This window comes from Kitasatospora sp. NPDC087315 (assembly GCF_044744345.1).
Taxonomy (GTDB): Bacteria; Actinomycetota; Actinomycetes; order Streptomycetales; family Streptomycetaceae; genus Kitasatospora.
This window is the reverse complement of sequence record NZ_JBIUYD010000004.1, coordinates 223,276-235,614: the sequence shown is the minus strand read 5'-3', so window position 1 is coordinate 235,614 and position 12,339 is coordinate 223,276. Positions and strand designations below refer to the sequence as shown.

Genomic DNA, 12,339 nt, shown 5'->3' with positions numbered 1-12,339 from the left:
TGCTGCGGCTCCTGCACCGTCAGCTTCCGGTTGACAGTGCGCTGGTAGGTGTTGTCGACCGGGTCGCATTCGGTGTCCCAGCTCGATCACCCGGCCGTGATCCTTGAGACAGGACCTGTCTGATCGGCAGCTATCCTCCTGAGACATTCCGGGTGGAGCTGATGCGAGCAGTTCGCGGACATGCCCGGGCTGGATGTCATCCCGATGCCCGACGGGGTGATTCCGTCCTGGTACGGGTTGACGCTCACCTACCGGCCTGCCGAGCTGGGCGGACTGGGTGCCGAGCAGTTCCATCGCGCTCTGGTGGCGGAAGGCGCCACCGAGTTCGACCGGCCCGGCTCGACGCGCCCGATGAATCAGCTCCCCCTGTACCGGCGACCCGGCCCGTTGTTCCCCGACCACCCGAACTCTCACCGGCGGTACGTGGACGGGGACTTCCCGGTCGCCGAGCACACCTACCGGCGCACGATCAAGCTGCCTGTCTGGCATCGTGAGGAGGATCTTCCGCTGGCCGAGCAGTACGTACGCGCGGCCCGTAAGGTGATCGACCACCACAAGGAGTTGTTGTGACCTCTCTCTTTGCCACGGAACCCGACTTCGTCCCCGGCCTGTTGGCCGAAGCGGTGGGCGCAGGTGTCGGGCAGTTCGTCGTCGGCGCGCTGATCACCGACGAGGCGGGCCGCGTGCTCCTGCTGCGGCGGAAGCCCGACGACTTTCTCGGCGGCTTGTGGGAGCTGCCCGGTGGCGGAGTCGAGCCGGGCGAGCACCTGGAGGCGGCCCTGGGCCGGGAGGTCATGGAGGAGACCGGTCTCACCGTCTCCGAGGTCACCGGCTACGTCGGCACCTTCGACTACACCTCCGGCGACGGCCTGCTGACACGGCAGTTCACCTTCGCGGTCGCCGTCGGGAAGTACGGGCCGATCGTTCTCACCGAGCACGACGACTCGACCTGGGCGGACCGGGGCGAGCTGCCCGAGGTGAGTGACGAGACGCGCCTGCTCCTCGCGGGCTGACATCCTGTGTGGCGGCTCGCTTCAGCCGGACTTCCGGACGGGGCTGGACCTACGTCTTTGGCGAACCCGGCCGCAGGGAAGCCGTGGGCGTGCGGCCAGGTGTGAGGGGCGCTCCTGGGCTGAACGACTGCGGCCCGTGCCCCGGGTTGTCGGGGCACGGGCCGCGAATCCAACGAAGCCCGGGTCAGGGGGTGAAGTGGTCGAACTCGCCGGCTTTCGCGCCTCGGATCCAGGCGTCGAGTTTGGCTTTGGTCGTGGTGACGACGGTGGAAGGGTTGTCCGACTCGCGAATGTGGACGAGGTCCCCGTCCGTCGCGATCTCGATGCAGTCGGCTCGGTCGTTGCTGAAGCTGGACTTCTCCCAGTTGAGCTGGGCCATGGCTGCCTTCCTCGGACCTTGTAGCGGATGTGCCGGATCAATCACCTCAAGTCCCGGGAGGCCGGCGACGGTGAGGTGGCGGCAGTGTCCAGCGGAGCGAGCGCCAGGCTGTTGAGCCGGCCGGACTTCCGCCGGTACGAGGCTACTCCTTCGGGATCGCCAGGAACGACGAACGGGTGCAGGTGACGGGCCACCGGGGGCGCCTCCCCGCGCGCCGGGACAGCGCCGGAGCAGCGCCGGAGTGCCGTTGGGGCGGAGGGCAGCGCCCGGGCGGCCCGTGTGGGGGCGATCGTTTCGGGCATGTCAATTGGTGCGGCTTGTTGTGCTATTCCATTGGGGTGTCGTTCGTTCCTACACTGAAGCCCCGCGCACGGGGGCTGCGGGATCAAGGTTGCCGACGGGCCAGGGGGAGGCGCGTGTGAACGACCGTGGCTGGGACGAGGACTCCGCCCGGCCGTACTTCTTCCTCAGCTATGCCCACACCCCGAAGTCCGGTGCCCGGGGGGCCGGTGACCCCAACCACTGGGTGCGGCAGTTGTACCGGGATCTCTGCGAGGCGGTGCTGCAGTTGACCACCGCGCCCGCCGGGGTGTCGGTGGGGTTCATGGACGAGTCCATGCACCAGGGCGAGTTGTGGGCCGAGCGGCTCTCGGAGGAGTTGGCCACCTGCCGGGTGTTCGTGCCGCTGTACTCGCCGCGGTACTTCAACAGCGTCCCGTGCGGGCAGGAGTGGTACTCGTTCACCCGGCGGCCGGTCTATCCGGCGAACATCGACTCGGAGCGGACAAGCGGTATCGTACCGGTGCTCTGGGCGCCGATGAGCCGTTACAAGCTTCCGCAGGTGGCCAGCGAACTCCAGTTCAACCACGCCAGTTTCGGCCCGGACTACGCCACCGAGGGCCTGTACGCGCTGATGAAGCTCAGCTACTTCCGGTCCGCTTACGAGCTGGCCGTGCACCGGCTGGCCCGGCGGATCGTCGAGGTGGCCGAGGAGACGGTGATTCCGGTCGGCCGCCGGCTGGAATTCCAGTCGCAGCCCAGCGCGTTCAATGTGGCCGCGCCCACCAAGCAGCTGCGGATCTCCGTACTCTCCTACCACCAGGGCGAGTTGCCGCCCGACCGGAACCCCGACTTCTACGGGCCCAAGCGCACCGACTGGCACCCGTACCGGCCGGCCGCCGGTCGGTCACTGGCCGACCACGCGGTGCGTCTGGCACGGCAGCTGGGGTTCCAGGCGACCGTGCACGAGTTCGACGACGAGGCCGAGGCGATCACCGGGGGCGGCGACCCGGCCGCGCCCGGTCTGCTGTTGCTGGACCGCTGGGCGCTGCGGGACGAGCGGCGCCGTGAGCTGGTCCGCCGCTTCGACCGCTCCGACTCGGCCTGGGTGAGTGTCCTGGAGCCGTGGAACCTGGAGGACCCGGACTGCGTCGAGCGCCACGGTGAGCTTGGCGAACTCAGTGACCAGGCACTGAAGTTCACCCATCGTTCGGCTCGTCCGAGCTTTCTCGGCGCGACCGGAGGACCGCCCGGGCTGGCCAGCCTGGAGGAGTTCGACGACGCGCTGCCCCGGGCCGCGATGAAGGCCAAGTACGCCTTCGAGGGCCGGACCAGGAACGAACCGGACGAACCGGCGGCGCCGAGGCCCAGTCTGCGGGACGCTTTCCGGTACGGGCGCGGACGGGACGGACCCGGATCCGGATCCGCACCATTCGGCCACGACCATCCAGCACGTGACGGAGGCGACCGCCCGGACGACGGGATGCCGCCCGGGGGAGGAACCCTATGAGCGACAACCGCACCAGGAACCTCCGCATCGGCGGCCTCAGCGCCGCCGACCTCGCCGCCCAGCGCGAGGCGGAGCAGGACCGGAACGGCCGGATCATCACCTTCTACTCCTACAAGGGCGGCACCGGGCGCACCATGGCGCTCGCCAACACCGCCTGGATCCTGGCGGCCAACGGCTTCCGGGTGCTCACCGTGGACTGGGACCTGGAGGCGCCTGGCCTCGCCAAGTTCTTCCACCCGTTCCTCGACCCGACGGCGCTGGCCGGCACCACCGGGATGATGGACCTGATCGCCGAGTACCGGGAGGAGGCGCTGCGGCCGGTCGAGCACGCCGAGGGCTGGCACCTCGACTTCGCCCGGGTGCACCCGCACGCCCTCTCGCTCGCCTGGCCCGGCTTCCCCGGCGGCGGCAGCCTGGACTTCCTCTCCGCCGGCCAGTTCAACCGGGACTACTCCGAGGCCGTCACCCACCTGGACTGGGACATCTTCTACGACCGCTTCGACGGCGGGCAGTTCTTCGACGCGCTCCGCGCCGACATGCGCAAGCGCTACGACTACGTGCTGATCGACTCCCGGACCGGCCTCTCCGACATCGCCGAGATCTGCACCGTGCAGATGCCCGACGACCTGGTGGTCTGCTTCACCCTGAGCGACCAGTCGATCGACGGCGCCTCCCGGATCGCCCAGCACATCCACGACCGCTACCGCGAGCGCGGCATCCGCATCCTGCCGGTGCCGATGCGCATCGACGAGGGCGAGAAGGAGAAGGCGGACGCCGGCCGGGCGCTCGCCCGGATCCGCTTCGACGGGCTGCCGGCCGGCCTGAGCGGCGATGAACTCGCGCACTACTGGGGCTCGGTGGAGATCCCGTACCGGCCGTTCTACGCCTACGAGGAGATCCTGGCGACCTTCGGCGACCAGGGCGGCACCCCGACCTCGATGCTCGCCGCCTGCGAGCGGCTGACCGGTGTGATCACCGAGGGCCGGGCCGCCTCGCTGCCGACCGTCGACGAGGAGGTCCGGCTGCGCTATGTGGACGCCTTCACCCGGCGCCGCCCGTCCGTGCCGGCCGACCTCTACCTCTCCTACGTCCCCGAGGACCGGATGTGGGCGGACTGGATCGAGTCCGTCCTGACCCGGGCCGGGTTCCGGGTGCTGCCCCGCGACCTGAGCGCGGGCTCGGACCCGCGGCAGGAGACCGAGCGCGGCATCGACGCCGCCTACCGGACGGTCGCCGTGCTCTCGCCCGCCTACCAGCGCTCGCCGCAGGCCCGCGCGCTCTGGGAGTCCGTGGTCAGCTCCGACCCGTCCGGCACCCGCCGCCAGCTGGTGCCGGTCCGGGTCGGCGACGTCCGGCTCACCGCGCCGTTCAGCAACCGCAACCCGGTCGACCTGGTGGGCCGGGACGAGGTGCAGTCCGTGCAGACCCTGCTGCGCGCGCTCGGCCGGTCCGAGGTCACGCTCGCCGACACCACCGGCACCGGGCCGCGCTTCCCCGGCAGCAAGCCGCAGGTCTGGGACGTGCCGCCGCGCAACCCGTCCTTCACCGGCCGCTCCGCGGTGCTGGAGCAGCTGCGCAACCAGCTGCGCGGCGGCATGGCGGCGGTGCTGCCCACCCCGCAGACCCTGTACGGCCTCGGCGGCGTCGGCAAGACCCAGGTGGCGCTGGAGTACGCGCACCGCTTCATGTCCGACTACGACCTGGTCTGGTGGATCGACGCCGAGCAGACCGAGCTGGTCGCCCCGGCCCTGGCCGATCTGGCCCGCCGGCTGGGCCTGCGGGTCGGCGACTCGGTCACCGAGGCCGCCGAGGCGGCCCGGGAGGCCCTGCGCCGCGGGGTGCCGACCTCCCGCTGGCTGCTGATCTTCGACAACGCCGACGAGCCGGCCGAGATCCGCCGCTTCTTCCCCGGCGGCTCCGGCCACATCCTGGTCACCTCCCGCAACCAGGCCTGGTCCGGCCACGCCGAGGCGCTGGAGGTGGACGTCTTCACCCGCGGCGAGAGCGTCGAGCACCTCTGCCGGCGCGCCCGCGGGCTCTCCCGGGCCGACGCCGACCGGGTCGCGGAGGCGGTCGGCGACCTGCCGCTGGCCGTCGAGGTCGCCGCCGCCTGGCTGGACACCACCGGCACGCCGGTCGGCACCTATGTCGCCCAGCTGCACGCCGAGGCCGCCCGCGCGCTGGCCGTCGCCCGGCCGGCCGACTACCCGACGCCGGTCGGCGCCACCTGGAACGTCTCCATCGCCCGGCTGCGCACCCAGTCGCCCGCGGCGGTACGGCTGTTGCAGCTCTGCGCGTTCTTCGCGCCGGAGCCGATCTCGATGAACCTCTTCTACAGCGACCAGATGATCCGCGCGCTGGTGAAGTACGACGAGGACCTCAACGACAAGTTCATGCTGGGCAAGGTGATCCAGGCGATCGGCCGGTACGCGCTCGCCAAGGTCGACGCCGGCAGCAACAGCTTCCAGGTGCACCGGTTGGTCCAGGCGGTGATCCGGTCCGAGATGAGCGACGAGGAGCAGGAGACCGCCGTCCACGAGGTGCACCGCATCCTCACCGGCGCCCGGCCCGTCCTCGGCGACACCGACGACCCGGCCAACTGGCCCGCGTTCGACGAGATCTGGCCGCACCTGTCGCCGTCCAAGGCGCACAACTGCGACGAGGCGGACACCCGCCAGCTGCTCATCGACCGGGTCCGCTACCTGTGGAAGCGTGGCGAGCTGGACCGCGCCCGCGACCTCGGCCACGCGCTGGACGCGGAGTGGACCCGCAAGCTCGGCACGGACGACCGGCAGACCCTGCTGCTGCGCTTCCAGCTCGCCAACGTGCTGCGCTCGCAGGGCAATTACGCCGACGCGCTGGCCCTGGACGAGTCCACCCTGGAGCGCCAGCGGGTGCTGCTGGGCGAGCACCACCCGTACACCCTGATGACCGCGGGATCGCTGGGGGCCGACCGCCGGGCGCTCGGCCGGTTCCAGTCCGCGCTCGACATGGATCGCGAAATCCTCGACCAGTTCAGGGAGTTGTTCGGGGAGGAGCACCCGCGAACGCTCTCCATGGCGAACAACCTGGCGATCGACTACCGGCTGGTCGGCGACAGCGAGGCCGCCCGCGACCTCGACCGGGAGACCCTGGACCGGCGTACCGCCGTGCTCGGCGCGCGCCACCCCTACACCCTCTCCACCAAGTCCAACCTCGCCCGGGACCTGCGCGAACTCGGCGACTACAAGGGCTCGGCCGACCTGCTCCAGGAGGTCACCAACGACTTCGGCGACGTGCTGGAACCCGACCTGCCGGAGAACCTGCGCAACGCCAAGTCGCTGGCCGTCTCGCTGCGCAAGGCCGGCCAGCTCGCCGAGGCCCGCCGGATCACCAAGGAGACCTACGAGCGCTACCTGGAGCGCTACGGCGCCGACGCGCCCGACGCCCTGGCCTGCGCGCTCAACCTGGCCGCCGACTACAGCGCCTCCGGTGACAAGGAGGCCGCCCGCGACCTGGCCATCACGGTGTTCGAGGGCCACCGGCGGCTGTTCGGCGACGAGCACCCGTTCACCCTGGCCTGTGGCAACAACCTGGGCATCTACCTGCGCGGCAGCGGGGACATCCGGGAGGCGATCGACCGCGGCCAGGCCACCGTGGAGGCGCTGCTGCGGACCGTCGGGGGGCAGCACCCGTTCACCCTGAACGCGATGATCAACCTGGCCAACGCCTACGGCGACGACGGCCAGTACACCCGGGCCGAGGAGCTGGAGCGCACCGCCTACGAGGGCCTCTGCGCGCGGTACACCCCCCGGCACCCGGACGCGGTGGCCTGTCAGGCCAACCTGGCCGTCACCCTGCGCTCGGCCGGCCGGCACACCCAGGCCGCCGAGCTGCGGGCCAAGGCCGTCGCCGAGCTGATCCGCCAGTTCGGCGAGGAGCACCCCAACACGGTCTCGGCCCGGGGCTGGAAGCGGATCAACCGCGACCTCGAACCGCAGCCGGTGTGACCGGCGGCCCGTCCGGCCGGCGTACCCTGCCGCAGGCGCCCGGCGGCCCGCGGCAGGGTACGCTGCGGGCCCTATGACCCAACTGTCCTCTTTGCCCCCGGTCCTGGTCACCCGACGGCTCGCGCCCGGGGTGGCCGAACGGCTCACCGCGCACCATGCCGCCACCTGCCACGACACGGACCTCCCGATGGCCCGCGGTGACCTGCTGGCGGCCGTGCGCGGCCGGTCCGCCGTCATCACCACCCTGGACGACGTGGTGGACGGCGAGTTCCTGGACGCGGCCGGCCCGGGGCTGCGGATCGTCGCCAACCACGCGGTCGGCCACCACAACATCGACCTCGCGGCCTGCGCCGAACGCGGGGTGCAGGTCAGCAACACGCCCGGCGTGCTCACCGCCGCCACCGCCGACATGGCCTGGGCCCTGCTGCTGGCGGCCACCCGGCGGCTCGGCGAGGGCGAGCGGTGGCTGCGTTCCGGGCGGCCGTGGGCCTGGGCGCCGAACTTCCTGCTCGGCCTGGAGCTGGCCGGCACCCCGCTCGGCATCCTCGGCATGGGCCGGATCGGGCAGGCGGTGGCCCGCCGGGCCCGGGCCTTCGACATGCCGGTCGCCTACCACAACCGCCGTGAGCTGCCGCCCGGGGAGGCGGACGGCGCCACCTGGCTGCCGCTGGACGACCTGCTCGCGCGGTCCGCCGTCCTGGTGGTCACCTGCCCGCTCAGCGCCGCCACCCGGCATCTGCTGGACGCCCGCCGGCTGGACCGGCTGCCGCCCGGCGCGGTCGTGGTGAGCATGACCGCCGGAGTGGTGGACGAGCTCGCGCTGGCCGCCGCACTGGAGTCCGGGGCGCTGTTCGCGGCCGCCGTCGACAACTTCGAACGCGAGCCCGAGGTGCCGTCGGCGCTGCTCGCCCAGGAGCGGGCGGTGCTGGCCCCGCACCTGGGCAGCGCCACCGTCCGCACCCGGCAGGCGATGGGCGGCCTCGCGGTGGACAACGTGCTGGCGGTGCTGGCCGGCGGCGCCCCGGTGACGCCGGTGACGGCGGCCCGGTAGGACCGGCAGGACCGGCCGCGGCGGCTACCCGGCCGCCCAGCTGAGCGCGGTGGTCATCATCCGGAAGGCGCCGAAGTGGGCGGCGCCGGGCTCCAGGAAGAGCGCGGCGCCGGGGATGTGGTCGGCCAGCCAGCGGGAGTGCTCGACCGGGGAGAACTGGTCGTCGGCGCCGTGCCAGAGCCAGGCGGGCACGGCGATGTCCTCGACCTTGAAACCCCAGTCGGTGGTGAACGCCAGCACGTCGTCGATCCAGCCGTCGGCGCTGTGCCGGAACGCCTCCCGGTAGTTGCTCTGCAGCATCCTCCGCAACCCGGTGTCGGCGACCACCTCCCGGTCGGTGGACGGCAGTTCGGACCGCAGGCCCTGCAGGAGACTGACCGGGTCGTCCTTGATCTGCTGGGACCGGAACTGCATGGCGTCCGCGATCCGCTCGCGGCCGCGCTCGGCCTCCTGGTACGCCCGGACGTTGGACGGGGTCATCCCGGCGTACCAGTCCAGGCCGGCCGCGTTCCGCGGCGCCAGGCTGACCAGCACGGCCACCCGGCTGACCCGCTCGGGCAGCAGTGCCGCGCAGGCCAGCGCGTGCGGGGCGCCGCCGGAGCGGCCGAGCACCGCGAACCCGGCCAACCCGAGCTCGTCGGCGATGGTCCGGACGTCCGCCGCCGCCGCGCTCACCCGGCGGCCGGGCAGCCGGGTGGAGTCGCCGTAGCCGGGCCGGTCGAAGGAGATCAGCCGCACGCCCAGCCGGTACAGCACGGTGCTGCGCGGGTGCGGGCCGACCCGGCTGCCCGGCATGCCGTGCAGCAGGAACACCGGCCGGCCGCGCGGGTCGCCCAGGGTCTCGACGGCGAGGACGCGGTTGTCCGCGGCCTTGACCATCCGTAACGACACGCGCGGCCTCCTCAGTGGTCCCGGTCGGTGGTGGCGCGGACCTCACGGCGGGCCTGCCAGGTGGTGTGCTCCCGGGAGACCGCGTCCTCGGCGTCGCGGGCCAGCCGGGCCCAGCTCTCCTCGGCGCCGGCCGCCCCGACGTCGAGCCGGGCGAGCTGGTGCCGGATCAGCTCCAGCTCGTCGGCGGCGAGGCGGTAGGCGGCGGCCAGCGGCCGGTACTGGCGCAACTGCGCCCAGGCGGTGACCGACGCGGCCACCGCCGAGACGGTGCCGAGGGCGTCGTAGCCGAACTCGCCCATCGCCCGCAGCACCGCCAGCACCAGGCCGAGCAGCGGCAGCACCACGCCCAGCACCCCGGTCCAGAAGCCCGCCCGGGCGCAGTACCGGGCCTTGGCCCGGTACCAGTCGTGCTGCACCTGGATCCGCTCCCTGAGGTACACCTCGCGGCGCACCGCCAGCGGCCGGCCGCGCAGGTCGCGCATCGCGTCGGTGATCTCCGTGCCGGTGCCCGCGCCCACCGCACGGCTGCCCCGGAAGGCGTGCAGCACCCGGCCGAGCTGGAAGCTGTACAGGCCCTCGGCGTCCGGCAGGCTGCGCGGCGGCGGCTGGTAGGCGTCGGCGCGGACGGCGTACTTCCACGCCAGCGTCTTCACCGACTCGGCGGCGGCCCGGCCCTCGTACCAGAGGCCCTGCGGGTTCTGTCGGCTGATCACCAGGGCGAGCACGATGGCGCCGAGATAGGCGAGGGCGGCCAGCCAGGCCCAGGGGTCGCCGTCGGCGGAGCCGGTCGCGGCGGCGGCGACCAGCAGGACCAGCTCCCAGGCGGAGAGCAGCACGGCCCGCCGCTGCCCCTGCTGCGAGGCCGAGTCGGCGGCCCAGAACAGCTCGGGCAGCAGCTCGTGCTCGCGCACCCACCCCATCGGACCCGCATCCGACGCCATCCTCGGCCCCCACCCGTCGCTCCGGTCGCACCGCTCTCCTGCCCCGGGCGGCGGGCCGGTACGCCTGGTGGGGCGTCCGGCCGGGCCGCAATGGCCGGGAAGCCTCCGAGGTTGTCCCATATCGCGGTGCCGGGGCGGGGACCGGCACCGGGAGCCGCGAGCGCGGCCCCGGCGCCGGATCGGAACGTGCGGACCAGAACGTGGACCGGAGCGTGCGGATCAGAACGTGTAGAAGATCCGCTCCGCGTTGTCGGCCATCTGCTTGGCGTTCCACTCCATGCCGCCCGGCACGTTGCCGGAGCGGAACAGCGGCGGGGTGGCGCCGGTGCCGGCGGCGGCCGCGTCGGCCAGCCGGCCGACCGCCGAGGCGACCACGGCCTGCATCAGCGCGCTGGCGACGATGGTGGAGACCGGGCCGAAGGTGGTCTCGGCGGCCGGATGGGTCAGCTCGCCGTCGCCGACCGCGATCTTGTTGTCCAGCACCACGTCGCAGTGGTCCTTGAGATAGGTGCCGGAGGGGTGCGCCGAGGCCACCTCGGCCGGGTACGCCAGCGAGGTCAGCCCGATCACCTTCAGACCGCGGGCACGGGCGTACTGGGCCAGTTCGACCGGCATGATCTGGCGGCCGGAGAGCGAGATGACGAACAGCAGGTCCCCGGCGGTGGCGGGAGTGAGGTCCAGGGTGGTGGTGGCCAGGCCGGAGACCCGCTCCAGCGCGCTGGAGAGCGGGGCCGGCATCACCGTCACCCCGGCCATCCCGGGGACGTCGAGCAGGTTCACCGGAACGAGTCCGCCGGCCCGGTAGACCACGTCCTGGGCGGCCAGCGAGGAGTGGCCGGAGCCGAAGGTGAAGACCCGGCGCCCCTCGGTGACAGCCTCGGCCAGCAGCGTGGCGGCCGCCTCGATGGACTCGGCCTCCTCGGTGCGGACCCGCTGAAGGTGGGCGATCGCGGCATCGAAGTACCGGTCGACCAGCTCGTTCATCGGTTGCCTTCGCTCTCTGCCGGTGGGGGCGCCGGCCGGGTGGGGCGGCCCGGACGATCCGGACCGCCGGTGGAGAAAGCTACGGCGAGCACCGTGCTGCCTGACCGGCGCCGCTGTCAACAGCCACGGGAACGGCGACGAAAACCGGGGCCCGTGTCCGTCGTGCGGGCCCGGTAGTCGGTGCGGTACGTCAGAATTGGCGGTGAGGACACCGAGGAACGGAGCCAGCGGCGATGTCTGGGCTGATCGACACCACTGAGATGTACCTTCGCACCATCCTGGAGCTGGAGGAGGAGGGCATCACCCCGATGCGCGCCCGGATCGCGGAGCGCCTGGAACAGAGCGGCCCGACGGTGAGCCAGACCGTCGGCCGGATGGAGCGGGACGGACTGCTCCAGGTCGCGGGGGACCGTCACCTCGAACTCACCGAGGAGGGCCGCAGGCTCGCGGTGCGGGTGATGCGCAAGCACCGCATCGCCGAGTGCCTGCTGGTCGACGTGATCGGCCTGGAGTGGGAGCAGGTGCACGAGGAGGCCTGCCGCTGGGAGCACGTGATGAGCGAGACGGTCGAGCGCAAGGTCCTGGCCATGCTCGGCCACCCCACCCAGTCCCCGTACGGGAACCCGATCCCGGGCCTGGACGAGCTGGGTGACACCAAGGCGGAGGGCGAGGGCTTCGACGCCGCGCTCGTCACGCTGGACGCGGTGCGGCCGGGGGACGGCGGCGCCAGCGTGGTGGTCCGCCGGATCGGGGAGCCGATCCAGACGGACGAGGAGCTGATGCGCACGCTGCGCCGGGCCGGCATCCGGCCGGGCTCGACGGTCCGGGTCTCGGCCGGGGTCGGCGGGGTGCTGGTGGGCACCGGCGAGGACGCGGCGGAGCTGGGCAAGGAGATCGCCCAGCACGTGTTCGTGGCCCAGGTCTGACGCCGGCGAGGCCGACGGCGGACCGGTGGGCGCGGGTCGACGGACCCGGGCGACGAGCCGATGAGCAGGGCCCGGTGCCCCGTGCACCGGGCCCTGCTCGCCCCCAGCCCCTCCCCGTCCCCTCCTGTTTCCGCGCCACCGGACCTCCCCGAGCTCGGCCGGTGGCGCGGCCCCTCCGTCCCCTCCCGGTCCCTCCCGTTCCCCTCCGTCCCTCCCGACCGCCTCGCCCGGCTTCCCCGTCCGAGCGACCCTTCCGGCGTCCCCTCTCGGTGAAATTTCTCCCCTCGGCAGATCATGGCAATCCTTGAGCGCTGTCACTCGTACGAGGGGCTTCCGCCGTTGATCAGCGGGTACACGGAAGCCTTATCCGCACAGG

The 12,339-nt window shown here is 72.5% G+C and carries 10 protein-coding genes; 6 read left to right on the top strand and 4 right to left on the bottom strand.

The window, feature by feature from the left end:
• Window positions 1-180 precede the first annotated feature (180 nt).
• Both ACIO5D_RS08065 and ACIO5D_RS08060 read left to right on the top strand, forming a co-directional pair.
• Window positions 181-570, top strand: a complete 390-nt coding sequence (locus ACIO5D_RS08065; RefSeq protein ID WP_400653714.1) for a hypothetical protein — start codon at window positions 181-183, stop codon at window positions 568-570.
• Window positions 567-1,013: an NUDIX domain-containing protein gene (locus tag ACIO5D_RS08060; RefSeq protein ID WP_400653715.1), complete on the top strand. Its 447-nt coding sequence runs from the start codon at window positions 567-569 to the stop codon at window positions 1,011-1,013. Before ACIO5D_RS08065 ends, ACIO5D_RS08060 begins: the two co-directional genes overlap by 4 nt.
• Window positions 1,014-1,197: 184 nt before the next feature.
• Here the strand turns inward: ACIO5D_RS08060 and ACIO5D_RS08055 are convergent, their stop codons facing one another.
• Entirely contained in the window at window positions 1,198-1,392 is a 195-nt protein-coding gene (locus tag ACIO5D_RS08055) for a DUF397 domain-containing protein (RefSeq protein WP_400653716.1), read from the bottom strand.
• A 418-nt stretch (window positions 1,393-1,810) separates the two neighbouring features.
• Here ACIO5D_RS08055 and ACIO5D_RS08050 point away from each other — a divergent pair, with 418 nt between their 5' ends.
• The 3 genes from ACIO5D_RS08050 to ACIO5D_RS08040 all read left to right on the top strand — a co-directional run bounded on the left by ACIO5D_RS08050 (window position 1,811) and on the right by ACIO5D_RS08040 (window position 8,221).
• Window positions 1,811-3,181, top strand: coding sequence for a TIR-like protein FxsC (locus ACIO5D_RS08050; RefSeq protein WP_363607870.1), 1,371 nt, complete (start codon window positions 1,811-1,813; stop codon window positions 3,179-3,181).
• Entirely contained in the window at window positions 3,178-7,170 is a 3,993-nt protein-coding gene (gene fxsT / locus ACIO5D_RS08045; RefSeq protein WP_400653717.1) for an FxSxx-COOH system tetratricopeptide repeat protein, read from the top strand. Before ACIO5D_RS08050 ends, fxsT begins: the two co-directional genes overlap by 4 nt.
• A 73-nt stretch (window positions 7,171-7,243) precedes the next feature.
• On the top strand, window positions 7,244-8,221 hold the full coding sequence (locus tag ACIO5D_RS08040) for a 2-hydroxyacid dehydrogenase (protein ID WP_400653718.1): 978 nt from the start codon (window positions 7,244-7,246) through the stop codon (window positions 8,219-8,221).
• A gap of 24 nt (window positions 8,222-8,245) precedes the next feature.
• Here the strand turns inward: ACIO5D_RS08040 and ACIO5D_RS08035 are convergent, their stop codons facing one another.
• The 3 genes from ACIO5D_RS08035 to ACIO5D_RS08025 all read right to left on the bottom strand — a co-directional run bounded on the left by ACIO5D_RS08035 (window position 8,246) and on the right by ACIO5D_RS08025 (window position 11,037).
• Entirely contained in the window at window positions 8,246-9,100 is an 855-nt protein-coding gene (locus tag ACIO5D_RS08035; RefSeq protein ID WP_363607908.1) for an alpha/beta fold hydrolase, read from the bottom strand.
• Window positions 9,101-9,123: 23 nt separating this feature from the next.
• Window positions 9,124-10,023: a DUF4231 domain-containing protein gene (locus ACIO5D_RS08030; RefSeq protein WP_363607868.1), complete on the bottom strand. Its 900-nt coding sequence runs from the start codon at window positions 10,021-10,023 to the stop codon at window positions 9,124-9,126.
• 249 nt (window positions 10,024-10,272) lie between these two features.
• A complete protein-coding gene (locus tag ACIO5D_RS08025; RefSeq protein ID WP_400653719.1) occupies window positions 10,273-11,037 on the bottom strand; it encodes an SIS domain-containing protein in 765 nt (254 codons plus the stop codon).
• A gap of 233 nt (window positions 11,038-11,270) precedes the next feature.
• On the opposite strand from ACIO5D_RS08025, the gene ACIO5D_RS08020 reads away from it, so the two are divergent.
• On the top strand, window positions 11,271-11,963 hold the full coding sequence (locus ACIO5D_RS08020) for a metal-dependent transcriptional regulator (RefSeq protein ID WP_363607866.1): 693 nt from the start codon (window positions 11,271-11,273) through the stop codon (window positions 11,961-11,963).
• Window positions 11,964-12,339: the final 376 nt, after the last annotated feature.